Genomic DNA, 24,405 nt, shown 5'->3' on the forward strand with positions numbered 1-24,405 from the left:
AAGAGGAAATACACGCTCACGCCCGGCTCGAAAAGCACACCTTGTGCGTTTCTGCGGGGAAAGCCGAGGTGCGAAAAAACGATGACAGCGTTCGTTCGATCTCGATCAGGCAATAATACGAGATATTTTTCAACGGCTTGAAAAATCCGATGGCGCATTGGCAGCCTTGCGGATGCCGATCGTTTTCCCCGCGTTTCTCGGCGCCTTCACAATGGGGCTCTTTCATGCCGAACAGGAAAGGCTCCAACATGGCAGATCGGTTTTCAGAAGCTGCGCCCCCGCTCACCGGGCCGGCGACCCATGCATTTCCCATCAACCCCGCCGACGGCACAAATTTCGCGGAGGTGACCCGCGCCATCTATTGCGGCGTTGCCGGCGATATCGTTGCGATCATGCTCTCGGGCGCGGTCGTTACCTTCGCCAATGTGGCGTCGGGAACGCTGCTTCCGTTGCGCGCGACCCGGGTCATGGCTGCCGGAACAACCGCGGGTGGATTAATAGGATTAGTGTAATCTAAGCATGGCAGGCGCAAGCATAATGTGTCAGTATTATGTCTGGGAGTGGTCATGTCTTGCGCTTGTGCCACATTGTGACAACGCAAGGACGTGAACCAGAGGAGACGTTAGGCATTTCTTCAAGGCTAGGCCTTAAGTTAGCCGCATTGAAGAATTTTGGCTTGAGAGGAGATGGCAGTGATTTCTGCGACATCCATCGCTTTGGGGATGATTGCCGTCCAGTTGCGTTCGGCTGTTGCCTATGCTGTCATTTCGACCTTCATTTTCATCGCCTTCGTCGCGGCGGTCTTCATGTCCGGCGGCATGGCGCAGTGGTTGTTGCTTCTGCAGTCGGTCCTGCTCTTCAACGCCGGAATTGGCGCGGAAGTCATCCTGTTGACGCTGTTCGAGGTCTTCCGCCGCCGCCGTCAGGCGCGCAGCTGATCCGAACCTTCAATCCAGCGTGTAAAGCCCAAGCCCGCCATAATCCCTGATCTCATGCGTGCCGATGCCGCGGAGCGGCTTTTCTGAACGCGTGCCCGCACAAGGGCCGATCAGGATCGAGGTCTGGTGCTGCTTGTTGGCTTCCTGCAGCCGCGCGGCAAGGTTCACGGCCTCGCCATGCGCGGTGTAGTCAAGCTTGCCGCCAATGCCCACTTCCCCCAGGATGACGGGGCCGGTTTCAATGCCGATGCGGGTCCTGCCAAAGGACACCGCGGAAAAGGCAGGGCGGCCGCGCATTTCCTCCGTCAGTGCCCGGATTTCGCCCGCGCAGGCAATCGCGACATCGACATGACCGGCGAGATCTTCCGGCGCGTTGAACAGCGCATGAACCGCATCGCCCACCACCTTGTCGATCATCCCGCCGCGCCGCTCGATCAGTCCGTTTACCTCGGAGAAATAGGTGTCCAGCAGCTCGACCAGCGTCTTGGGATCAATCCGGCGGGCAAGTGCGGAAAACCCCTCGATGTCGGTGAAAAGCGCGGTCACCTCCCGCGCCTCGCCTGCCATCCTTGCCGCCTCAGGTGCCTCTAGGTAGCGGTCGACCACGCTTTTCGGCAGATACTGGCCGAATCGGGCCCGGGCCCGACGCTCGGCCTCCCGCACCCGGGAATATTGCGCCGTGGTGACCACGGTCAGGATGGCCGCGAGTGCCACCGACGCCGAGAAGCCATCCAGGAGCAGACCGGTCGTTCCATATGCGGCGACGGTTGTTGCGCAGGTAAAGAGGATCACGGCCAGTCCGGTGGCGACGAGACCCGCTGGCCGAAAGCGCGCAGCCGCAAGCGACAGAAGTGAGCCGGCGAGAAGAACATAGAGCGCTTCATACCGGACAATCCAGGAGACGCGCTGAGGCAGCCGGCCCGCCATCAGTCCTCGCGTCAGATCCGCGTGGATTTGAACGCTGGGTTCCAGCGGCATCGACGCGGTCGCCCGCAGGCCGCCGAAACTGGGCAGGCTGCTGCCGACGAAAAGAATGCGCCCGGCGATCCGGGTTTCCGGCGTTCCGCCTGAAAGCACGTCCGCTGCCGAAATGGTCCGCGCCGCCTGTTCGTCCGCCTTCGAGGCAACGAAACGCAGGGTTCCATCCTCCGTCAGATCGAAGCGGCCGGCAGCTATCCTCAAGTGCGGAGGCCGGTCTTCCAGGACAGGCGGCATGGTTTTCAGGAAGGCGAGCTGCACCGCCGCGAGCGCCAGCGTGGCATGGGCACTGCCGGCAAAGATGGCATAGGGCTGGACGCGCCGGACGCGGGCGTCCCCGTCGCCGATCAGGAATGTGCCGGCGGAGGCCTGCGCGCTGCCAAGAAACGGCGGGCAGGCGGTCTCGACACCATCGATGAACCAGCCGCCCGGAAGCGTCGCGTTGCGGGCGGCAACCAGCGGCAGGCTTGGCCCGGCGCTCAGGCCCGGCCGGTCGGAAACCAGAAATCCGAGCGCCGTCGGCGCGCTTCCGATGGCCTTTGCCAGCTCGATGTTGACGGGCCCGGCCGGGTCGCAATCGGCGCTGAAGACGAGATCGAAGCCGATGGCGGCGGGCCGGGCGGCGGCGATTGCGGTTGCGAGCCTTGCCGTCTCCGCCCGTGTCCACGGCTTGCCGTTCAGGGAGGCGAGTGCGGCCCGATCAATGTCGATCACGACGATCCGGTCGTCGCGGGCGGCCGGCAAAGCCTGTGTCAGCGCGTCGAAATAGAGCTCGCGCGGCCCCTCCAGAACGCTCTGGGGCAGAAAAGACACGGCGAGCGCAACGACGGTCGTCGCCCAGATCCCGAACCGGATCGGCTTCAACGTCTTCGCTGTCCAGAAGCCCCGCAAGCCGGTTCAGTCCTCGTCCGGCTCGGCGATGGTGAGAAGCCGCTGCGTGTTGCAGTCCATGACGCTGCCCTGACGGCGGATCGCGCCGCGCTCCTCAAGACTGACGATCGCGCGGTTGATCTTGGGGCGGCTCGCTCCCAGGATGCCGGCGATGTCGGTCTGGCTGAGCGCCAGTTGCAGGCTGGCGCTGTCGGGCAGGTCCTCGCCATGGATCTGGCGCAGCGTTGCCAGCAGGAAGCGTGCAACCCGCGCTTCCAGATCATAGAGTGCAATGGTCTCCAGCTGATCGGTGGTTTCCCGCAGCCGGCGGGTCAGGTAGCGGATGACTGCGCGCGCCGCCTCGGGATGGGCGTCCAGAAGGGCGAGGAAATCCCGTTTCGAGATGATGTAGCCTTCGCTTGCCACCGCGGCGGTCGCGTCGGCGGACCGCGGCTCGCCGTCCAGCAGCGCCATCTCGCCAAGGATTGTGCCCGGCTCGACATGGCGCAGCACAAGCTCCTTGCCCTGCTGCGTCACGAGGGAAATGCGGATGCGCCCGGAGGCCAGCGCGATCATGAAGCCGCCCTCGTCGCCGCGCTGGAAGATCGAGCCTCCGGCTGGCCAGTTTCTGGCCACGGCAATGTCGCCGATCAGCCCGATCAGGCTGTCGCTGAAGTCCTCAAAGATCGGAAACGAGCGCCAGAATGCGGCGCGTTTCGGTGCCCCCGCCATGTCCATGCCACCGTCTGAATGTCCCGCGATGACTTTGGCGGAGCGGCAGCGCGCATGCAACAGAAAAGAACGGGCGCGCGCGCCGCGCATCCTTTCAGCAATCCTTGCTTATCATCCGCGCGGTCCCTCCGAACCGCGAAGGGGCGTCTTGCATGCCGCCTTGCCGGAGGAAACGCAGGTCTCGTGCTGCAGCACGCCGAACTGGGCCGGCTTCAGCCCGGTGGCCGAAAGGCTCCGCGTCTTGACCGGCGCGGGCTGGAAGGAAGCGCCCGTGTCCTGCTGTGGAGCAAGGGCGATCACGCCTCCAACGACGCTTGCGACAAAGAAGAGGGAAATTCTGGTCATGGCCTATCCGCCCGGGTTCCTGTTGAAGGTCACAATGCGCGGTTGCGGCAGACCTTGCAGTTACCCCGGGAACCTTCCCGAACAGGCCTGTTCAGCTGAATTTCGCAGGTAACCTTAACAGTTCGCTTACTCGTTCGTCTTAGGGTCCCATACTGACGACAAGCCCCTCTTAGTGGACATTCCCAATGAATATTGATGGCCTGCTCTCGCGATTCAGGATTCAGACGAAGATTTTCCTGATGGTCACGCCCTTCGTGCTCAGCATCCTGCTGGTCGGTGTGGTCAGCCTTTATTCCAACCAGATTCTGAGGGGACGCATCGAGATTTCGAACGTCGTTCTCCAGTCCATGAATGGCTACAAGCAGGTCTTCGCCAGCATCAGCGGCTTCCTGCGGGAACCGGTGAAGGCGAATTTCGAAAAGGCCGCGTCCGATGTGGCGCAGCAGAAGGCACGCCTGGCAGACGTCATCGAGACCCTCAAGGGTCAGACGGATGTATCCCTTCTCGATCAGGCACTGACGCAGACGGGCAAGATTGCCGAAAACAACGACAAGCTCTGGAAGCTGGAGCAGCAGCGCGTCGCCGTTCTGGATGATATCTCCAAGACCCTCGCCAGCATGAACGAAGTCCAGACGTCGGCCGGCAAGACCGTCTTCAAGATGGTTGCCGATGCGACGCGCGTTCAGAACGCACAGAAGACGGCCCTGAAGGCGAGCGTCGATATTGATTCGCAGGGCAAGAAGCTCTCTGACCTACTGAACAAGCTGAACAATACGACAGACCAGACCGAACGTCTGGCGGCCATTGATGCCGTGCGTGCTGATCCGGACCTCAACCGGCTTGCCGCTTCCCTGCCGGACGACCAGAAGGATCTGGCCGTCAAGCTGAACGCCACGCTGAAAAAGCTCAAGGAAGACAATCAGGCGGGAGAGGGTGCCGCCAGCACCGCCGGCGCTGATCTTCTCTTTTCGGCCGCCAAGCTGAACAAGATGGCCAGCGGCATGATGCGCACCGCCGTGATCGAACTCACGAATGCCGACAAGAGCATCACGCTCGCCAACACGATGAGCCGCAAGATTTCGGGCCTGACGACCACACGCAGCGCCATCGAGATCGGCGTCGCCAAGCTGAGCGCCGCCCCGACGCAGGAGCAGGTCACGGCCACCCGCGCGGACATCTATCTCTTCGGCAAGACGCTTGACGATATCGGCGCCACGGCAACCGACGATGCGACGCTGAAGGGCCTTGCCGACGGCCTGAAGCCGACGCTCGACAAGTTCTCGGACAATGCCCAGGCGCTTCTCGATATCTATAACCGCAAGAACACCGAGTTCTCGGCAGCCGCCGCGCAGATCGACCAGACCTGGGGCATGCTCTCATCTTTCGCCGACCAGCAGAAGGAAGCGGCCAAGGCCGAGAGCGCGTCGGCCAACAGCATCTCGATCGGCGTCGTTGTCGCCGGCATCATCGTTGCCGTCCTCGCCGGCTTTGGCCTGATCCTGATCTTCCGCCGTCCGATCGGCCAGATCACGGCCGCCATGCGTCGCCTGGCAGAAGGTGTGCTCGATACGGCGATCCAGGGCGACAAGCGCAGCGACGAAATCGGCGACATGGCCCGCGCACTCGGTGTCTTCAAGGCGAATGCTCTCGAAAAGCTCCGGGTTGAAAACATGAGCGAAGAGCAGCGTCTGGCCGCAGAGGCCGAACGCCAGCGCAACGATGCGGAAAAGCAGGCCAACCAGGAGCAGATCGACTTTGCGGTGCGCCAGCTCGCCCAGTCGCTGCGCCGTCTGTCCGATGGCGATCTCACCTGCGCGATTTCGACCCCCTTCAGCGGCGGCCTCGATCAGTTGCGTCAGGATTTCAACGGCTCGGTCGAGCGTCTCAACGAAACGCTCGCCCAGATCCAGCAGGACGCCTACAACATCCAGGCCAACGGCAATGCCATGCGCGCTTCGGCAGACGAGCTGTCCCGCCGGACGGAAACGCAGGCCGCCTCGCTCGAACAGACGGCTGCCGCCGTCGACGAGATCACGGTCACGGTTCGCCAGACGGCCGGCCGGGCAGGGGAAGCCAGCACGATTGTCAGCGATACGCGCAAGAATGCCGAGGCCTCCTCGGTGATCGTCGCGGATGCGGTCGATTCCATGACCCGGATCGAGGACGCCTCGCGCAAGATCGAGCAGATCATCGACGTGATCGAGGACATTGCCTTCCAGACCAACCTTCTGGCCCTGAATGCCGGCATCGAGGCGGCGCGCGCGGGTGAGGCCGGCAAGGGCTTTGCGGTCGTTGCCCAGGAAGTGCGTGAACTTGCCCAGCGTTCGGCAGGGGCTGCGCATGAAATCAAGAGCCTGATCGACACCGCAACCCGCGAAGTGTCGACCGGCGTCCACCACGTTCAGCGCACCGGCGAAGCGCTTGGCGATATCTCGACCCGCATCGCACAGCTTTACGAGCATGTGCAGATGATTTCACAGGCCGCGCAGGACCAGTCCGCAGGCCTGCAGGAGGTCAACACGGCCGTCAACCAGATGGACCAGATGACCCAGGCGAACGCCGCGATGGTGGAAGAGGCCAATGCCATGTCCCAGCAGCTGGCGCATGAAGGTGACCACCTGATGCAGCTGGTCAGCCAGTTCCGGCTGAACCAGGAAGAGCGCCACGCCTACGCGGCGTGAGGCGACCTGCATCATCCCAAATGCAAATGCCCGGGCTGCAAGGCCCGGGCATTTTTCGTTCTTCTGCCTGTCTTAAAGGGCAGGTCAGGGATAGATGACACCCTTGCGCAGGATGATGTTGCCGTAGAGACGCGGCTCGCTGGTCTGGACGACGGTATGGGCGGCGCGCACGCGATTGTAGAAATCGGCGGGCGCCAGCGGCACGACCTTCAGCTTCGGTTCGTGGTGAGCGCAGCAGGCGACCATTTCCTCATGCACGGGATCGAGCGCTTCCATGTCGCCGCGCGGGATGGCGCGGAAGATCGCCTCGGGCACGAAATCGTCCACCGGCATGACCGAGAGAATGGCGTTGAGGACCGGAATGACGCCGTGACCATCCGTCCGCACCAGACGGCGGGCATGTTCGAGCCCCGGATAGTTGCCATCGACGATGGCGATCTCGTCGGTATGGCCCATCGCCCGCAGCGTGAACAACAATTCCGGACTCAGGATGGGATCAATCCCCTTCAGCACTGGACAACTCCTTGAACAAGACATTCTGGTCTGTGAGGTAGCGGGCAAAGAGCGGCAGGCAGGCCGCGCCGATCGCGCGCGCCTGGTCGCCGACCTTGCCCTCTACGATATCGGGCACGATGATCCCCTGCAGATCGTAGCGCAGCAGGGCGGCGCGCGTTGCCGCCACCAGCCGGGTGCGCACCCATTCGGGGAAGCCGCCATCGATGATGGCTGCTGGAAAGTCGATGATCGAGGCGGCGGCGATGATCGCCTGCGCCAGCGCCTCGGCGCTCAGCGATATCCAGCGCTCCAGCGGCTCACCCCAGTCGGTCCAGCCCGACGCCGAGTACCAGAGCGGGCGGACGTCGATGCCGCGCTCCTTCAGCAGGCTTTCGAGCACGAAGATGGAGGCGACGTCGATCAGCTGGCGCGGCTTGCCATGTTCATCGCGCACCGGAAGCGGGCCGATCGCGCCGGCAGTTCCCGTGCGTCCGGTGAAGACCGAGGAATTCAGCACGACACCGCCGCCGATGAACGTGCCGATGAAGTAATAGACATAGTCCGGATAGGCCTTGCCCCGGCCGAACATCAGCTCGGCACCGCAGGCGCTGGTCGCGTCATTCTGCAGATAGACGGGGTATTGGGTGAGCGCCTGGATTTCGGCCCGCAGGTCGAAATCGCGCCAGGCATCCATTTCGCCCTGCGGCGCGCCCACATTGTCGGCCCAGTTCCACAGTTCGAAGGGGGTCGCGACGCCAAGACCGGCGAGCCGCGAGAGCTGCAGCGGGGTCATGGACGCTTCGAGCGCAGCCATGCTCTCCTTGACGAAGGCCAAAATCTCCTGCGGCGTCGGGTAGGCATAGATGCGCCTGAGCTTGGCACGCACCCCGCCGACGAAATCCATGAGGATCATGTCCGCGCTGCGGCGGCCGATCTTGAGCCCGAAGGCGAACACGCCCTCGGCATCAAGCGACATGGGAACGGAGGGCTGCCCCACCTTGCCGCGCACAGGCTCGCCCTTCACCAGAAGGCCGTCCTTTTCGAGCGCCCGCATGATGACCGAGACGGTCTGCGCCGACAGGCCAGAGGCGCGCGCGATATCGGCCTTGGACAAGGCCTCGTGACTACGCACGAGTGACAAGACAAGCCGTTCGTTATAGGCTCTCACACGCACCTGATTTGCGCCCCCAGAGGGGATCACAATCCGCGCGGCTTCGCCGTCACCCGGTTCCGGTGCTCGTTGGTTCGACATGCCGATGCCTCCTCCCCGTTGGCAAAATCAGCTTTCTCTAACGTGACAGATATTTTTTAATAATTCAATTCGATTTATTTATTGACAAGTGCTTTTTTTAGCGTTTTGATAGCGACCATCCCGCCAATGGATCGGCCAGGCCTCCTGCGGGAGCATCGATCATGGCGGGGAGGCCATTCAACTGCCGCAAGGCAAACTTGTTCTCGGGAGGAACAATATGAAGAAGCTCACGATTTCTGCTGCCGTCGGCGCACTCGCGCTCGGCGTAGCCTTCAGCGCTCCGGCCATGGCCGCCGGCGTTTCCGCCTGCCTCATCACCAAGACCGACACGAACCCCTTCTTCGTCAAGATGAAGGAAGGCGCGACGGCCAAGGCGAAGGAACTCGGCGTCAACCTCAAGACCTATGCCGGCAAGATCGACGGCGACAGCGAAAGCCAGGTTGCAGCGATCGAATCCTGCATCGCCGACGGCGCCAAGGGTATCCTGATCACCGCATCCGACACCAAGGCCATCGTTCCTTCGGTCAAGAAGGCACGCGACGCTGGCCTTCTGGTCATCGCACTCGACACGCCGCTTGAGCCGATCGCCGCTGCTGACATGACGTTCGCCACCGACAACCTGCAGGCCGGCAAGCTCATTGGCCAGTGGGCCAAGGCAACGCTCGGCGACAAGGCAAAGGACGCCAAGGTCGGCTTCCTCGACCTGACGCCGTCGCAGCCCTCGGTTGACGTTCTGCGCGACCAGGGCTTCATGATCGGCTTCGGCATCGACCCGAAGGACCCGAACAAGATCGGCGACGAAGACGACAAGCGCATTGTCGGCCATGACGTCACCAACGGTAACGAAGAAGGCGGCCGCACCGCCATGGAAAACCTTCTCCAGAAGGATCCGGACATCAACGTGATCCACACGATCAACGAGCCGGCCGCTGTTGGCGCCTACCAGGCCCTCAAGGCTGTTGGCAAGGAAAAGGACGTTCTGATCGTGTCGGTTGACGGCGGTTGCCCGGGCGTCAAGGCCGTCCAGGACGGCCAGATCGGCGCGACCTCGCAGCAGTACCCGCTCCTGATGGCCTCCAAGGGCATCGAAGCCATTGCCGCATTCGCCAAGGACGGCACCAAGCCGAAGGCAACCGACGGCAAGAACTTCTTCGACACGGGCGTAAACCTCGTGACCGACAAGGCTGCCAAGGACGTTCCTTCGATCAGCGTCAAGGACGGTCTGGCAAAGTGCTGGGGCTGATGCCCGGTCTTTGATCACAACGCATCCGAATGAAAGAAAGGGCGGTTCCGGCCGCCCTTTTTTTTAGAACGGTCCCGGCAGAAGCACCTTGGTGCCCTTGCGTTCGGGATTGTCGGAAAAAAGAGATCGAGCAATTCCTCAAGAAGTGTGTCACGCTTCACACTCCGGAATTGCTGATAAAAAGAGAGGGCGCGCACCTCGTCCTGCCAGGCAAAGGTGCGCATTCCCATAACAAGCGAAGACAGCTCCGGACAAAAAGGGGAGGAAAATTCGCCATGGCTGCGATGCAGGAATTCGAGAAAGTCATCGACAAGAGCGACAAGAATGTCGCGAGCTTCAAACAGCATACACCGCTCCAGCGCTTGCAGCATTTCCTGCATTCGACGCCGGCTGCGGTTCCCGCCATCGTTCTCGTGGCGGCCATCATCATTTTCGGCGTGTTGAAGGGCGAACGCTTCTTCTCCACCTACACGATGACGCTGATCCTTCAGCAGATCGCCATCGTCGGCATTTTGGGTGCTGGCCAGACGCTCGTCGTCCTGGTTGCCGGTATCGATCTGTCGATTGGCGTGGTCATGGTGATCTCGACTGTCGTCATGGGCAATTGCGCCGTCGTCTACGGGCTTCCGACCTCGATCTCGATCCTGATCGGCTTTGCCGTCGGGGCCGCAGCCGGTCTGCTCAACGGATTTCTGGTCTCCTACATGCGATTGCCGCCCTTCATCGTGACGCTGGGCACCTGGTATATCGTCATGGCGACGAACTTCATCTATTCGGGCAATGCCACGATCCGTGATGCCGACATCACGACGAACGCGGAATTCCTGCATTTCTTCGGCAAGAGCTTCCAGATTGGCGGCGCAGTGTTCACCTATGGCGTTGTCATGATGGTGGTTCTGGTCATCGGTCTGTGGATCGCGCTCAATCACACGGCCTGGGGCCGCCACCTTTATGCGGTCGGCGACGACGTGGATGCGGCGGAACTTGCCGGTATCCGCACCAAGCGCGTGCTGATGTCGACCTATATGCTCGCCGGCATCATCGCAGCGCTCGCCGCCTGGGTCTCGATCGGTCGTAACGGCTCGATCTCGCCCTCCTCGGCTGTGACCGAATATAACCTGCAATCCATCACCGCAGCGGTGATCGGCGGCATCTCGCTCTTCGGCGGGCGCGGCTCCATCCTCGGCACGCTGATCGGCGCCATGATCGTCGGCGTCGTCTCGATGGGTCTCAACATGCTGGGTGCAGACCCGCAGTGGAAGGTCTTCCTGACCGGTGTTCTTATCATCACGGCTGTTGCCGTTGACCAGTGGATCAGAAAGGTGGCTGGCTAATGTCTCAGGAACCCATTCTCAAGGCCCGTGGTCTCGTCAAGCGCTATGGCCGCGTGACCGCTCTCGATCAGGCCGATTTCGATCTCTACCCGGGCGAAATCCTGGCGGTCATCGGCGATAACGGCGCCGGCAAGTCCTCGCTCATCAAGGCGCTTTCGGGCGCCGTGACGCCGGACGAGGGCGATATCTTTCTCGACGGCCAGAAGGTGCAGTTCACCTCGCCGATGCAGGCCCGCGAGGCCGGTATCGAAACGGTGTACCAGAACCTTGCGCTCTCGCCGGCCCTGTCGATTGCCGACAACATGTTCCTCGGCCGCGAAATCCGCCGCAAGGGGCCGCTCGGCGATATCTTCCGCCTGCTTGACCACAAGGAAATGCAGCGCGTTGCCCGCGAAAAGCTCTCCGAGCTTGGCCTGATGACCATCCAGAACATCAACCAGGCGGTGGAAACGCTCTCGGGCGGCCAGCGTCAGGGTGTGGCCGTGGCCCGCGCCGCGGCCTTCGGCTCCAAGGTCGTCATCATGGATGAACCGACGGCAGCGCTCGGCGTCAAGGAATCGCGCCGCGTTCTCGAGCTCATCCTCGACGTCCGCTCGCGCGGCCTGCCGATCGTGCTCATCTCGCACAACATGCCGCATGTGTTCGAAGTGGCCGACCGCATCCATATCCATCGTCTGGGCAAGCGTCTCACCGTCATCAATCCGAAGGAATACACGATGTCGGATGCCGTGGCGCTGATGACAGGTGCCATGGCGCCGAAGGAAGCGGCATAAGTCTGGTTGAGTTTGAAAAATCAAAACCCCGCTCGGTGCGAACCGGGCGGGGTTTTCCGTTCAAGAGGATTTTGCAGGCGCGCAACCCTTTCCTCCGTCATCCCGGACTTGATCCGGGATCCAGTGCGCGATGTCCATCGCGCGAGAGACTCTTCACAAAGAGTCCTTTCAGCCCGCAGACGCGGGCTGGCTGGATGCCGGATCAAGTCCGGCATGACGGAGTGTTAGGGAACATTACCCAAACACCGCACCTTCCTTGATGAACTTGCCTGTCTGCAGTTCCTCAAACGCCTTCATCAACTCTTCGCGCGTGTTCATGACGATCGGGCCGTGCCAGGCGACCGGCTCCTCGATCGGCTTGCCGGAGACGAGGAGGAATCGGATGCCCTGATCGCCCGCCTGAACGGTTACCTCGTCGCCGGTATCGAAGACGACCAGCGTGCGGTTGCCGCTCATGTCGCGGATGTTCAGTTCCTCGCCGTTGAACTCCTTCTCGACCTTCACGCCGATTGGCGTCGAGGCATCGCGGAAGGTGCCCGAACCGGCGAAGATATAGGCGAAGGCCTTGCGATAGGTGTCGACCTTGAAGGTCTTGCGCTTGCCCGGCGGCACGGAAATGTCGAGATAGACGGGCTCGGCGGCAATGCCGTCGACCGGGCCCTTCTTGCCCCAGAACTCGCCGGTGATGATGCGCGCGGCCGTGCCATCGTCATCGACAACCACCGGAATATCGGTCGACTTCACGTCCTGATAGCGCGGGCTCGTCATCTTCATCGAGGACGGCAGGTTGGCCCACAGCTGGAAGCCATGCATCTTGCCGGCAAAATCGCCGCGCGGCATTTCCTGATGCATGATACCGGACCCGGCCGTCATCCACTGCACGTCGCCGGCACCCAGCGTGCCATGATTGCCGAGACTGTCGCCATGCTCGACGGAGCCCGCCAGAACATAGGTGATCGTCTCGATCCCACGATGCGGATGCCAGGGGAAGCCCTTGAGATATTTCGCCGGGTCGTCATTGCGGAAATCGTCCATCATCAGGAACGGATCGGTCAGCGACGGATCGCCGAAACCGAAGACGCGATGGAGATGAACGCCGGCCCCTTCACGGGCGGGCAAGGCAACGCTTTCATGCTTTACGGGACGTATGGACATGGTCTTGATCCTTTCCCAGGCCGAAGGATTAGCGCTTCGGCTCTCGATTTCGAGGTCGTTCAAGAAAACTGAACGAGCGCCTCTCTTCGTGCAAAATATAGCGAAGAACAGCGCTTTCGCAAAAGGCGTGCCCGGGAACGCAGTGTTCACAAAATTTCGCTGGACCTGCTCATCGTCTCTTTCGGGCTGAAACCGTTCGTGACAGTATCGTTAACACAATTTTACCCATGTTTTGGGATTCTGGGTATTCAAGGCGGCAGAGACGGTCAAGCCGCGGGTGAGTGGACGTTTTTCATGTGTCGTTGGGCTGCCTATAGCGGTGAACCGATCTATCTCGAGCATATCGTTTCCTCACAGACCCATTCGCTGATCGAGCAATCGCATCATGCAACCGAGGCCAAGACCTCGACCAATGGCGACGGTTTCGGCATCGCCTGGTATGGCGAGCACGCCGAGCCCGGCCTGTTCCGGGACATCCTGCCAGCCTGGTCCGACTGCAATCTGAAATCCCTTGCCCGGCAGATCCGCTCCCGCCTGTTTCTCGCCCATGTCCGGGCGGCAACCGGCGGCGGCACGCGGCGCGACAATTGCCATCCCTTCGTCAACGGCCGCTGGTCCTTCATGCATAACGGGCAGGTCTCCGGCTTCGAACGCCTGCGCCGCCCGCTGGAAGGCCTGCTGTGCGATCGGCTCTATTCAGCCCGTGTCGGGACCACCGATTCCGAACTGCTTTTCCTGCTGGCGCTGCATTTCGGCCTCGACCGCGATCCGGTCGCAGCCATCGAGGCGATGCTGAAGCATGTCGAGAGCGAGGCAGACCGGCTCGGGTTCGAAACCGTCATCCGCTTCACGGCTGCCTTTTCCGATGGCGCGCGCCTCTATGCCGTGCGCTATGCCTCGGATCGCAAGGCTCCGACGCTCTACGCCGCCCCGCTCGGGCGCGGCCATTGCCTTGTCTCCGAACCGCTGAACGATGATCGCGACGCCTGGGTGGCAATCCCGGACGGCAGCGTTGTCGTTATTGAAGGCCACGAGATTGCGGTCCGGCCCTTCGGCGGCTGGCTCCATGAGCGTCGCATGCCGGAGCTTCAGCTGGTTGCGAAGTAGGACGCGATCTTTTCCGCCAGCTTCTCGGCGACCTCGCCCTTCGGCATGTCCGGCCAGACATCGACGCCGTCGCGGGTGATGACACGCACGGAATTGCGCTCGCCGCCCATGATGCCCGTTTCCGCGCTCACGTCATTGGCAACGATCATGTCCGCCCCCTTCGTGTCGAGCTTCTTGCGGGCGTTTTCGATGACGCTCTGCGTTTCTGCCGCGAAGCCACAGACAAGCTTTGGCCGCATTGCGTGATGGCCGACGGTTTTCAGGATATCCGGGTTCTCGATGAGGTGCAGTGGCGCCGGCGGCTCGCCCGCCTGCTTCTTGATCTTCTCGCCGGCCTGCGCTTCAACCCGCCAGTCGGCAACCGCCGCCACCATGACGGCGATATCGGCCGGAAGGGCGGCGAGAACCGCATCGCGCATCTCTTCGGCGCGTTCGACATGGATGGTGCGGACACCGAGCGGATCCGGGATGGTGACGGGGCCGGAGACCAGCGTGACGTCTGCGCCGAGGGCTGCGAGCGCGGCTGCGATAGCGTGGCCCTGCTTGCCCGACGAACGATTGGCGATATAGCGCACAGGATCGATCGGCTCATGCGTCGGGCCTGACGTCACGATCGCCTTGCGCCCGAGGAGTGGCTTGGCATGGCCGTCGAGCAGTAGCGTGGCGGTCTCCACGATCTGCATTGGCTCGCTCATGCGGCCAAGCCCCGCCTCGCCGCTTTCGGCCATTTCGCCGCGCTCCGGCCCGATGAAATGAATACCATCGGCCTTCAGCGTGGCAACATTGCGCTGCGTCGCCTTGGTCGACCACATTTTCGGGTTCATGGCAGGCGCGACCAGAACCGGCTTGTCGGTGGCAAGCAACACGGTCGAGGCAAGATCATCGGCAAGCCCATGCGCCATCTTCGCCATCAGATCGGCGGTGGCAGGGGCCACGACAATCAGGTCGCAATCGCGCGCAAGGCGGATATGGCCGACATCCTGCTCGTCTTCGCGGGAGAAGAGATCAGTATAGACATGAGACGCGGAAAGCGCACCGACGGCGAGCGGCGTGACGAATTGCTGCGCGCCTGCTGTCATCAACGGGCGAACATCTGCCCCCTGCTCGCGGAAGCGACGGATCAGGTCGAGGCTCTTGTAGGCCGCGATCCCCCCGGCGATGATTAGCAGAATTCGCTTGTTCTTCAATATCATGGAACGCTCCCATCCCGCTTTCGCGCCGAACCCTATCGCGTCGAAAGCAAAATGGAAAGTCCGGTCTCAGCGCGCCTGCGTCATCAAAATCTTGACCGCAAAGACAGAGAAGACGCCGCCGAACGTGTAGTCCAGCCCGCGCAGCACCTTCCTGTTCGTCTTCAGCCAGCCGGCCAGACCATGTGCGCCAAAAACCACGCCGAAGGCGACAGGCAGGCCGATGAGGATGAAATAGAAGCCGAGAAAGAAGAGCTTGCCGGTCACATGCGGGTCCGTCGCCTTCACGAATTGCGGCAGGAAGGTCATGAAGAAGATGATGACCTTGGGATTGAGCATATTGACCCAGAGGCCGTTCAACAGGCCGGAGCTGAAGGAGCCACGCTTCGGCGCATCCGGGTTATCATCGAGCTGGAAGGTCGAGCCCTTGAAGATCGCCTGCACGGCCAGCCAGAGCAGATAGGCAGCACCGCCGATCTTCAGCACCAGAAAGGCCATCGGCGAGGCAACGATGAGCGCCGACACGCCGAGCGCCACCAGCGTGGTGTGGACGCAAAGCCCGATATTCGTGCCGACGATGACGCCGAGTGCGGCCACCGGCCCGTCGCGCAGCGAACGGCTGATCTGCAGGGTCATGTCCGGCCCGGGGGTCAGGCTCAGAAGCAGGCCGGCCAGCGTGAAAGTAATCAGCGTATCGAGATCGGGGATGAAGGTCATGGCAGTCACAGTCCGTTCGACTTCAGGAATGCGGCAAAGGCGGGCGCATGGTCCTTGTGCCAGCGCGACAGCGGCGGGCGGTTGTCGATGATGTCGTGGGCGGCCCATTCGATGCGCTTTTCATCGAGCTTGCGGCTGACATCATTGTCCGGGCAGAGAATGTAGAAATCGCCGCGCGCCAGGCTTTCCATCATGAAATCGACCGTCTGCTCGGCCGTCCAGGCTCCGGCCGGCTTTTCCGTGCGGCCATTGGCGGCAAGCGGTGTGAAGACGAAGCCGGGGATCAGCAGATGCGCGCTGACCTTGCTGCCTTGCGTGTTGCGAAGCTCGTGCTCCAGCGCCTCCGTCAGCGCCTTCACGCCGGCCTTGGCAACGTTGTAGGCCGGATCGCCGGGCGGTGTGGTGATGCCCTGCTTGGAGCCGGTATTGATGATGATTGCCGGCTCGCCATGGGACAGCAGCGCCTTACCGAAAACGCGCGAGCCATGAATGACCCCGCCGAGATTGACGTCGAGGACTCGCTGCCAGTTTTCGAAAGGCCCGAAGAGCGCCGAGCCCGGCTGGATGCCGGCATTGTTCATCGCGATATGCACCGCGCCGAAACGGGCCTCGGCGACCTTGGCCAGCGCCTCGACCTCTTCCAGACGGCTGACATCCGTCGCCACCGCCAGAACCGCATCCGTGCCGCGCGGCGATAAAGCGGCAACCTCTGCCGACGCCCGATCCAGCTTCTCGCCGGCAAGATCGGCCAGCACGACATTCAGCCCCAGCGCGGCAAAGGCTTTCGCGGCAGCAAGGCCGATGCCGGAGGCCGCACCCGTGATGACGGCAGTGTTTGAGGGCTGGAAGACGGGGTGAAGGTTTGACATCGGGGACCTGTCTCGTGGCGGTTTCATTGAATGCAAGGGCGGCATGCGGTATCATGCGGCCATCGGCTCAACAGGAATAGACCATGAGCAAATCCGTTTCCATCCGTCTCGACGCGAAAGAAGACGCCTTCATCGAACGCCAGATCGCCACCGGCCGCTTCGGTTCAACCGACGAGGTGGTCAAGGCCGCACTCGAACTCCTGCAGGACGAAGAGGCCGAGCTTGACGCCATCCGGCAGGCGCTGATCGAGGGCGAGGAGTCGGGCTTCGTTGACGAGTTCGACCCGGACGAATTTCTGCAACGGCTGCATCGCGAACATGGCAGGGGCTAGCCGCAGTTGGACGCTCAGCCGCAGGGCCGAGAGGGACCTGGCAGACATCTGGCTCTATTCGGTCTCGCAATGGTCGGTCGAGCAAGCAGACAGATATTACAACAGCATCATCAGCGCGCTGGACGGGCTGTCTCGCGAACACCTTTCCGGCAGGAAAGCGATCATGTCGAAACACGCATATTTCTACCGGCCCTGCGGCTCCCACAACATCTTCTATCGCCGCGACGGTGCGAGAATTCTGGTCATCCGCATTCTGCACCAGCGCATGGACCCGGAACGCCACATCTCCTGATGAAGGTCTGTCGGAGGTCCGCACATATGGGGCTTCCCACTTGCAGTTTTGCCCAATCCGTCTAAAAGACCCGCAACCATATTTCTCACATATCCACGGGTTTTATCATGGCGCTTCCCAAAGACGTGAAAAAGGTCGTTCTCGCCTATTCCGGCGGGCTCGACACGTCCATCATCCTGAAATGGCTTCAGACCGAACTCGGTGCGGAAGTCGTCACCTTCACCGCCGACCTTGGTCAGGGCGAAGAGCTGGAGCCGGCGCGCAAGAAGGCGGAGATGCTCGGCATCAAGGAAATCTTCATCGAAGACGTGCGCGAGGAATTCGTCCGCGATTTCGTCTTCCCGATGTTCCGCGCCAATGCCGTCTATGAAGGCGTCTATCTGCTCGGCACCTCGATTGCCCGCCCGCTGATCTCCAAGCATCTCATCGAGATCGCCAAGAAGACCGGCGCTGATGCGATTGCGCATGGCGCGACCGGCAAGGGCAATGACCAGGTTCGTTTCGAACTTTCGGCCTATGCGCTGAATCCTGACATCAAGATCATCGCACCCTGGCGCGACTGGTCGTTCAAGAGCCGCACCGACCTCCTGAAGTTTGCCGAAGAGCACCAGATCCCGGTTGCCAAGGACAAGAAGGGCGAAGCCCCTTTCTCCGTCGACGCCAACCTTCTGCACTCCTCGTCCGAAGGCAAGGTTCTGGAAGACCCGTCGCAGGAAGCGCCGGAATATGTGCATATGCGCACGATTTCGCCGGAAGCCGCACCCGACAAGGCGACCGTCATCAAGATCGGTTTCCGCAAGGGCGATGCCTGCTCGATCAACGGCGTCGAGCTCAGCCCGGCATCGCTGCTGGCCGAACTCAACAATTATGGCCGCGACAACGGCATCGGCCGTCTCGACCTCGTTGAAAACCGTTTCGTCGGCATGAAGTCGCGCGGCGTTTATGAAACGCCCGGCGGCACGATCCTGCTTGCGGCACACCGTGCGATGGAGAGCATCACGCTTGACCGTGGCGCTGCCCACCTCAAGGACGAGATCATGCCGCGTTACGCCGAGCTGATCTATTACGGCTTCTGGTTCTCGCCGGAGCGCGAAATGCTCCAGGCGCTCATCGACAAGAGCCAGGAACATGTCGAAGGCGAAGTGACGCTGAAGCTCTACAAGGGCAATGTCATGGTCATCGGCCGCGAGAGTGAAAAGTCGCTCTATTCCGACAAGCTCGTCACCTTCGAAGACGACCAGGGCGCCTACGACCAGAAGGACGCTGCCGGCTTCATCAAGCTGAACGCTCTGCGCCTGCGCACGCTCGGCAAGCGTGCCCAGAAGGGCTGAGGCAAGACCTCAAGCCGAAGGTCATCTTCCGACTATTCAGAAGCGGTTCGCCACACAGGCGGGCCGCTTTTTTTGCGTTCCGGAAGGGGCCGAGAAGTGACGAGGCATGGATAAGATTTCCTTAATAACATTAAGATAGTTATATATTAGTTTATAATGAAATATACTGTTGCGCGACGAGCCTTTGGGCAGAGGGATTTCCGTATCTCGCTGTCGCGTGACCCAACGATCGGGCATTGGCATGAAGAACCTCAAGATATCGGTGCAGTTGTTCATTCTGGTCGGGGGCCTGATTGCCGCCTTCGCCGTTGCGACCTATTTCGAAGTCCAGTCGGCGACCGCCACGATCTACAACGAGCGCAACCAGACGCTCCGCGCCCAGACCGAAACAGCCTTGTCTGTGATGAAGGATTTCGACAACCGTGCCAAGGCTGGCGAATTCACGGTCGAGGAGGCCAAGAAGCGCGCCTATGATCTTCTGTCGAAGCTGCGCTACGATCCAGACGGTTACTTCTTCGCGTATGACTACGACGTCAACATGCTCTTCCACATCAATCCGAAGCTGGTCGGGCAGAATTTCAAGGGCAAGGCCGACCAGACTGGCTTTGCCTATCGCGACGCCATCGTAAAGGTTGGCCAGGAAGGCGGCGGCTATGTCAACCTGATCGGCCCGAAGCCCGGCAAGGATCCGAACGATTACAGTTATCCCAAATCGGTCTATGCCAAGGCCTATGAGCCATGGAAGGCGGTTGTCGCCACCGGTCTCTACGTGGACGATCTGAAAGGCCAGATCCGTCAGCAAATCATCGGGATTGTCGCTGTCTCGGTGGCAATCTTTGTTCTGGCGCTGGGCGCGGCTTACGCGCTGATCCGCGGCATTACCCGCCCGCTCACCGCGATCCGCGAGACGCTGCACCGTGTCGCCGAGGGCGATATCGACACGCCCGTGCCGCATCGCGAGATGTCGAATGAAATCGGCATGATGGCAAAGGCCACGGCAGAGCTTCAGGAAAAGGTGCGCGAACGCCGCGCCATGGCCGAACGCGAGACCGAGCATAAGCGGCAGATCGACGCCGAGCGCCAGCAGAATGCAGACATGCAAGCCACTGAAGCCGAAACCCAGGCCCGCGTCGTCCGCAATATCGGTCAGGCGCTCGAACAGCTGGCGCATGGCGACCTGACGGTGCGCTGTGGCGATCTCGGCAGCCGCTATGCGGAGCTGCGCGACAACTTCAACAACGCCATCGGCCAGCTTGAGCGGACGATGACGCTGGTCAAGGAACGCGGCACCGATATCGGCGTCAGCAAGGAAGAAATCCGCCGCGCCTCCAACGAACTGGCGCAGCGCACCGAGCGGCAGGCGGCAAGCCTTGAGGAAACCTCGGCAGCGCTGGACGAACTGACGGTCGCGGTTCGCCAGACGGCGGATGGCGCAAGGGAAGCCGCAAGCCGCGTTGGCGAAGTGCGCTCCGAAGCCGAAAAGAACGACCGCGTCGTCGAAAAGGCGATCAGCGCCATGAGCGGCATCGAGCAGTCGTCGCAGGAAATCGGCAACATCATCGGGGTGATCGATGAAATCGCCTTCCAGACCAACCTTCTGGCGCTGAATGCCGGTGTTGAAGCCGCGCGCGCCGGCGAAAGCGGCAAGGGCTTTGCGGTCGTTGCCCAGGAAGTGCGCGAACTGGCGCAGCGCTCGGCCGCTGCCGCCAAGCAGATCAAGGAACAGATCAGCAAGTCGTCGTCCCAGGTTGAAAACGGCGTTCAGCTGGTTGGTGAGGCGGGTGAGGCACTGAAGCGGATCTCTGCGCAGGTCGAAAGCGCCAACGACATCGTCATCCAGATTGCGCATCGTGCCAACGAGCAGGACACGACGCTGCGCTCGATCTCGTCTTCGATGAACGAGCTGGATCTCGCCACGCAGAAGAATGCCGCGATGGCCGAAGAAACCACGGCCTCGGCCGAAATGCTCGCCAACGATACCGGCACGCTGCTGGAACTGATCGAGCGCTTCCGCGTCTCCGGCGGTCAGGCTCCTGTTCAGGCTTATCGCAAGGCCGGCTAAAGTCTGTCACATCGGGTCAGCAAACGGGGCGGTCTTTCCGCCCGGTTTCACGTTTTGGAGTGTGCACGGGAAACCGGGCCGCCGCTCGCAGGCCTGAGTGATCAGCCCTCGACAGGATCGACTGCCGAGGTGCCCGCGTAAGATCCTGCCGTCCGATTCCATAAGCAATCTCTGAAGATAGCATCAATATATTTGGGAACTGGCATTCAGCCTTTGTTATCCAATTTTCCAACATGCTCGATTTCAGCCTCAAGGTCTCACCAGATCCCTGCGGCGTATTGAAAAATATTCATAGGAAATACTATTATGCGGAACCTGAAAATATCGACCAAACTTGCGATTCTGGTCGCCAGCCTGCTTGCTGCGGCTGCCTTTTCGGTTTTCATGCTGCTGCGAACCGCCACCGCCGATGTCTATGCCGAGCGCTATGATATGATGCGCACGCAGGTGGAGAGCGCCATTTCGATCATGAAACGCTATGCCGAGGACGAGAAGAGCGGCAAGCTGAGCCACGAGGAGGCCACCCGGCTCGCCTTTGCCACTGTCAGCAGCATGAGCTTCGAGCCGAACGGCTATTTCTTCGGCTACACGTTCGACGGGACGCGCATGTTTTTTCCGGCCGACAAGGGGATCGGCAAGAACTTCATCGACCTGAAGGACAAGAACGGGACGCCGCTGATCAAGAACCTGATCGAGGTCGGGCGCAAGGGCGGCGGGCGGACGGACTATATGTGGCCGAAGCCCGGCATGCCGGAGGATCAGGTCTTCACGAAGGTCTCCTATGCCAAGGTGTTCGAACCCTGGTCGATCGTCGTGGGGACCGGCGCCTATGTCGATGACATTCAGGCCAAGGTGAACCGCATGATCCTGTCGGCCGTTCTGCAAGGCGTTGCCATTTTCGCAGCCGCCATGCTGCTCGCCTATTTTGTCATGCGCAGCATCACCCGCCCATTGAACGAGATCCACAACAGCCTGAAGGCCGTTGCGGCCGAAGACATCGATACAAGCATTCCCTATGTCCATCTCACCAACGAGGTCGGCGCCATGGCGAATGCAACCAAGACCCTGCAGGACAAGGTGCGGCAGCGCCTCGCCATGGAGCGGCTGAACCGGGAACAGCAAACGACACTCGATGCCGAACGCCAGGAGAATATGGAACGTCAGGCCGCCGAGGCGGAGACGCAGTCGCGCGTCGTCCAGACCATCGGTCAGGCGCTCGAACAGCTGGCGCATGGCGACCTGACGGTGCGCTGCGGCGATCTCGGCAGCCGGTACGCCGAACTGCGCGACAATTTCAACAACGCCATCGGCCAGCTCGAGCGGACGATGACGCTGGTCAAGGAACGCGGCACCGATATCGGCGTCAGCAAGGAAGAAATCCGCCGCGCCTCCAACGAGCTTGCGCAGCGCACCGAGCGGCAGGCGGCAAGCCTTGAGGAAACCTCGGCAGCGCTGGACGAACTGACGGTCGCGGTTCGCCAGACGGCGGACGGTGCCCGCGAAGCCGCAAGTCGCGTGGGCGAAGTGCGCTCCGAAGCCGAAAAGAACGATCGCGTGGTCGAAAAGGCGATCAGTGCCATGAGCGGCATCGAGCAGTCGTCGCAGGAAATCGGCAATATCATCGGGGTGATCGATGAAATCGCCTTCCAGACCAACCTTCTGGCGCTGAATGCCGGCGTTGAAGCCGCACGCGCCGGCGAAAGCGGCAAGGGCTTTGCCGTCGTTGCCCAGGAAGTGCGCGAATTGGCGCAGCGCTCTGCTGCCGCCGCCAAGCAGATCAAGGAACAGATCAGCAAGTCGTCGTCCCAGGTTGAAAACGGCGTTCAGCTGGTCGGCGAGGCAGGCGAGGCACTGAAGCGGATTTCCGCTCAGGTCGAAAGCGCCAACGACATCGTCATCCAGATTGCGCATCGTGCCAACGAGCAGGACACGACTCTCCGCTCGATCTCGTCTTCAATGAACGAGCTGGATCTCGCCACGCAGAAGAATGCCGCGATGGCCGAAGAAACGACGGCCTCGGCTGAAATGCTCGCCAATGACACGGGCACGCTGTTGGAGCTGATCGAGCGCTTCCGCGTCTCCGGCGGTCAGGCTCCTGTTCAGGCTTATCGCAAGGCCGGCTGATCGAAAGGTCATCCTGAAACAACAAGAACGGGGCGGTTTTTCCGCCCCGTTCTCATTTACATAGCCTGCTGTGGCTCAACTTAGCCCTTGATCAGGACCTTGCCCTTGCGGCCCGGCTCCATGCTGGCGGCAGCGGCCTTCGCGCCGTCTTCCAGGCCAAAGATATCCTCGACCGGCAGGTTGAGCTGGCCATTGGAGGCGAGCGTGATCAGCTCGCCGATCATGCGGACATAGTCGGCCGGGCTTGTCCTGCCGGAGCGCTTGGCGCCCCAGAAGCCGATGACCTTGGCCTGCTTGAAGATGAGGTCGCCGGAGGAGATTTCCATATTGCCGCCGCTCATCGTGCCGAAGGACATGAGCGTTGCACCTTCACCCAGCAGGCTCATCAGCTGGCCGCTTTCCGCCCCGCCGACGCTGTCGATGGCGTAAAGGATGGAGTCGGAGCCGGGGAACATCTTCACCTTGTCCATCCAGCCCGGATCCTGCGTCGAGACATTGTTGGAAATGCCGAGCGCTTCCAGTTCGCCGACGCCCGCATCGCGGCGCACGACGTTGATGACATTGATGCCGCGGGCCTGGCAGATCATGGCGATCGTCTTGCCGACGGCGCCCGTGGCGGCGTTCTGGATCAGCCATTCACCCGGCTTCGCGCCGAGATCATCCAGCGCCATCAGGGCGCTGATCGGCATCGCGATCAACTGGCAGCCAAGCTCGTCCGGAACGGAATCCGGCAGCGGAATGGCGCGCTGTGCATTCATCAGGAAATATTCGGCCCAGGTGTTGGCGAGGCCTGCAGCCATCACACGCTGACCAACGGAAAGATTGGTGACGCCCGCGCCCAGCGCATCGACGACGCCTGCCGCTTCCGTGCCGCCGACTGCCGGCAGTGGCGGCTTGACGCCATAGCTGCCGCGAATGGTCCACAGATCGTGGTTATGGATTGGCGACAGCGTCATGCGGACGCGGATTTCGCCGGGGCCCGGCTCGGGCATGGGACGCTCGCCGGCTACCAGAACCTCGGCCGGATCCCCGAAAGTCTTGTATTCGATCACACGCATGGCGTTTCTCCCTCTCTTCTCACAATGACTTAACATAGGCCTACTTAAGGTCTTATGCTGTCAATTATAAGAACGCATATCCGATAAGGATGTTTCCGACAAAGGCTTAAGCCCCATGCAGATCGACGGACAATGCCATTGCGGGCGGGTGACTTACGAGGCGGAGATCGAGCCGGATGAGGTCGGTCTCTGCCATTGCACGGACTGCCAGCGCCTGACCGGTTCGGCTTTTCGCGTCACGGCCTCAACGCCCGCGAGCCGGTTCCGGCTCACCGGAAACAGCCCAAAGCGCTACGAAAAACGCGCCGACAACGGCGCGCTGCGGCTGCAATTTTTCTGCGGAGACTGCGGCTCGCCCATCTACACGACGGGCGAGGGTCCGGATGCGGACATGATCGGCATCCGCTGGGGCTCGATCAACCAGCGCAACGACCTGAAACCGGCGTCGCAATTCTGGTGCCGCTCAGCCGTCGGCTGGCTGGGCGAGATCTCGCATCTGCCCGGCCATGACGGAGATTGACCCGAAA

The 24,405-nt window shown here is 61.5% G+C and carries 24 protein-coding genes; 13 read left to right on the top strand and 11 right to left on the bottom strand.

What is annotated here, in order from left to right; all coding sequences use genetic code 11:
* Positions 1-16: 16 nt before the first annotated feature.
* Positions 17-250 (bottom strand): hypothetical protein, encoded by a 234-nt coding sequence (locus tag LQK84_RS20695; protein WP_230830624.1) that lies wholly within the window; start codon positions 248-250, stop codon positions 17-19.
* Between LQK84_RS20695 and LQK84_RS20700 the strand changes: the two genes are divergently transcribed.
* Both LQK84_RS20700 and LQK84_RS20705 read left to right on the top strand, forming a co-directional pair.
* Positions 249-512, top strand: coding sequence for a spike base protein, RCAP_Rcc01079 family (locus LQK84_RS20700; protein WP_230830625.1), 264 nt, complete (start codon positions 249-251; stop codon positions 510-512). The genes LQK84_RS20695 and LQK84_RS20700 overlap by 2 nt on opposite strands.
* A gap of 180 nt (positions 513-692) precedes the next feature.
* Entirely contained in the window at positions 693-938 is a 246-nt protein-coding gene (locus tag LQK84_RS20705) for a hypothetical protein (RefSeq protein WP_230830626.1), read from the top strand.
* A gap of 9 nt (positions 939-947) precedes the next feature.
* On the opposite strand, the gene LQK84_RS20710 is transcribed toward LQK84_RS20705, so the two are convergent.
* The 3 genes from LQK84_RS20710 to LQK84_RS20720 all read right to left on the bottom strand — a co-directional run bounded on the left by LQK84_RS20710 (position 948) and on the right by LQK84_RS20720 (position 3,863).
* The gene (locus tag LQK84_RS20710; RefSeq protein ID WP_230830627.1) at positions 948-2,807 is read right to left on the bottom strand and encodes a CHASE2 domain-containing protein; all 1,860 of its coding nucleotides are present in this window, start codon (positions 2,805-2,807) and stop codon (positions 948-950) included.
* Between the two features lie 6 nt (positions 2,808-2,813).
* Positions 2,814-3,518, bottom strand: a complete 705-nt coding sequence (locus LQK84_RS20715) for a Crp/Fnr family transcriptional regulator (RefSeq protein WP_230830628.1) — start codon at positions 3,516-3,518, stop codon at positions 2,814-2,816.
* 111 nt (positions 3,519-3,629) lie between these two features.
* Complete coding sequence (locus LQK84_RS20720) at positions 3,630-3,863, bottom strand: hypothetical protein (protein WP_230830629.1); 234 nt, start codon at positions 3,861-3,863, stop codon at positions 3,630-3,632.
* Positions 3,864-4,048: 185 nt separating this feature from the next.
* Between LQK84_RS20720 and LQK84_RS20725 the strand changes: the two genes are divergently transcribed.
* On the top strand, positions 4,049-6,544 hold the full coding sequence (locus LQK84_RS20725) for a methyl-accepting chemotaxis protein (RefSeq protein WP_230830630.1): 2,496 nt from the start codon (positions 4,049-4,051) through the stop codon (positions 6,542-6,544).
* 84 nt (positions 6,545-6,628) lie between these two features.
* Here the strand turns inward: LQK84_RS20725 and LQK84_RS20730 are convergent, their stop codons facing one another.
* Positions 6,629-7,057, bottom strand: coding sequence for an RbsD/FucU family protein (locus LQK84_RS20730; RefSeq protein ID WP_230830631.1), 429 nt, complete (start codon positions 7,055-7,057; stop codon positions 6,629-6,631).
* Positions 7,041-8,291 carry an ROK family transcriptional regulator gene (locus LQK84_RS20735; protein WP_230830632.1) on the bottom strand — a complete coding sequence of 417 codons (1,251 nt, stop codon included), beginning with the start codon at positions 8,289-8,291 and terminating at the stop codon, positions 7,041-7,043. Before LQK84_RS20735 ends, LQK84_RS20730 begins: the two co-directional genes overlap by 17 nt.
* Before the next feature lie 217 nt (positions 8,292-8,508).
* Between LQK84_RS20735 and LQK84_RS20740 the strand changes: the two genes are divergently transcribed.
* The 3 genes from LQK84_RS20740 to LQK84_RS20750 all read left to right on the top strand — a co-directional run bounded on the left by LQK84_RS20740 (position 8,509) and on the right by LQK84_RS20750 (position 11,641).
* On the top strand, positions 8,509-9,534 hold the full coding sequence (locus LQK84_RS20740; RefSeq protein ID WP_230830633.1) for a sugar ABC transporter substrate-binding protein: 1,026 nt from the start codon (positions 8,509-8,511) through the stop codon (positions 9,532-9,534).
* Positions 9,535-9,809: 275 nt separating this feature from the next.
* Positions 9,810-10,868, top strand: coding sequence for an ABC transporter permease (locus tag LQK84_RS20745; RefSeq protein WP_230830634.1), 1,059 nt, complete (start codon positions 9,810-9,812; stop codon positions 10,866-10,868).
* Positions 10,868-11,641, top strand: coding sequence for an ATP-binding cassette domain-containing protein (locus tag LQK84_RS20750; RefSeq protein ID WP_230830635.1), 774 nt, complete (start codon positions 10,868-10,870; stop codon positions 11,639-11,641). Before LQK84_RS20745 ends, LQK84_RS20750 begins: the two co-directional genes overlap by 1 nt.
* 234 nt (positions 11,642-11,875) lie before the next feature.
* On the opposite strand, the gene LQK84_RS20755 is transcribed toward LQK84_RS20750, so the two are convergent.
* Complete coding sequence (locus tag LQK84_RS20755; RefSeq protein ID WP_230830636.1) at positions 11,876-12,796, bottom strand: pirin family protein; 921 nt, start codon at positions 12,794-12,796, stop codon at positions 11,876-11,878.
* 294 nt (positions 12,797-13,090) lie between these two features.
* Between LQK84_RS20755 and LQK84_RS20760 the strand changes: the two genes are divergently transcribed.
* The gene (locus tag LQK84_RS20760) at positions 13,091-13,903 is read left to right on the top strand and encodes a class II glutamine amidotransferase (protein WP_230830637.1); all 813 of its coding nucleotides are present in this window, start codon (positions 13,091-13,093) and stop codon (positions 13,901-13,903) included.
* Here LQK84_RS20760 and coaBC read toward each other — a convergent pair.
* From coaBC to LQK84_RS20775, 3 genes are all read right to left on the bottom strand, one after another.
* Positions 13,885-15,096 carry a bifunctional phosphopantothenoylcysteine decarboxylase/phosphopantothenate--cysteine ligase CoaBC gene (coaBC, locus tag LQK84_RS20765; protein WP_230830638.1) on the bottom strand — a complete coding sequence of 404 codons (1,212 nt, stop codon included), beginning with the start codon at positions 15,094-15,096 and terminating at the stop codon, positions 13,885-13,887. The genes LQK84_RS20760 and coaBC overlap by 19 nt on opposite strands.
* Positions 15,097-15,162: 66 nt before the next feature.
* A complete protein-coding gene (locus tag LQK84_RS20770) occupies positions 15,163-15,810 on the bottom strand; it encodes a LysE family translocator (protein WP_230830639.1) in 648 nt (215 codons plus the stop codon).
* Between the two features lie 5 nt (positions 15,811-15,815).
* Positions 15,816-16,679, bottom strand: coding sequence for an SDR family NAD(P)-dependent oxidoreductase (locus tag LQK84_RS20775; RefSeq protein ID WP_230830640.1), 864 nt, complete (start codon positions 16,677-16,679; stop codon positions 15,816-15,818).
* Between the two features lie 83 nt (positions 16,680-16,762).
* Between LQK84_RS20775 and LQK84_RS20780 the strand changes: the two genes are divergently transcribed.
* The 5 genes from LQK84_RS20780 to LQK84_RS20800 all read left to right on the top strand — a co-directional run bounded on the left by LQK84_RS20780 (position 16,763) and on the right by LQK84_RS20800 (position 22,820).
* Positions 16,763-17,011 carry a type II toxin-antitoxin system ParD family antitoxin gene (locus tag LQK84_RS20780; protein WP_230830641.1) on the top strand — a complete coding sequence of 83 codons (249 nt, stop codon included), beginning with the start codon at positions 16,763-16,765 and terminating at the stop codon, positions 17,009-17,011.
* A complete protein-coding gene (locus LQK84_RS20785; RefSeq protein WP_230830642.1) occupies positions 16,998-17,303 on the top strand; it encodes a type II toxin-antitoxin system RelE/ParE family toxin in 306 nt (101 codons plus the stop codon). Before LQK84_RS20780 ends, LQK84_RS20785 begins: the two co-directional genes overlap by 14 nt.
* A gap of 107 nt (positions 17,304-17,410) precedes the next feature.
* Complete coding sequence (locus LQK84_RS20790; protein ID WP_230830643.1) at positions 17,411-18,634, top strand: argininosuccinate synthase; 1,224 nt, start codon at positions 17,411-17,413, stop codon at positions 18,632-18,634.
* A 241-nt stretch (positions 18,635-18,875) separates the two neighbouring features.
* Positions 18,876-20,696, top strand: a complete 1,821-nt coding sequence (locus LQK84_RS20795; protein ID WP_230830644.1) for a methyl-accepting chemotaxis protein — start codon at positions 18,876-18,878, stop codon at positions 20,694-20,696.
* A 306-nt stretch (positions 20,697-21,002) separates the two neighbouring features.
* Entirely contained in the window at positions 21,003-22,820 is a 1,818-nt protein-coding gene (locus tag LQK84_RS20800) for a methyl-accepting chemotaxis protein (RefSeq protein ID WP_230830645.1), read from the top strand.
* Positions 22,821-22,900: 80 nt separating this feature from the next.
* On the opposite strand, the gene LQK84_RS20805 is transcribed toward LQK84_RS20800, so the two are convergent.
* Positions 22,901-23,878, bottom strand: coding sequence for a zinc-binding dehydrogenase (locus LQK84_RS20805; protein WP_230830646.1), 978 nt, complete (start codon positions 23,876-23,878; stop codon positions 22,901-22,903).
* Positions 23,879-23,993: 115 nt separating this feature from the next.
* Here LQK84_RS20805 and LQK84_RS20810 point away from each other — a divergent pair, with 115 nt between their 5' ends.
* Positions 23,994-24,398, top strand: coding sequence for a GFA family protein (locus LQK84_RS20810; protein ID WP_230830647.1), 405 nt, complete (start codon positions 23,994-23,996; stop codon positions 24,396-24,398).
* Positions 24,399-24,405 lie beyond the last annotated feature (7 nt).

This window comes from Rhizobium sp. C4 (assembly GCF_021026315.1).
Classification (GTDB): Bacteria; Pseudomonadota; Alphaproteobacteria; order Rhizobiales; family Rhizobiaceae; genus Ensifer_A.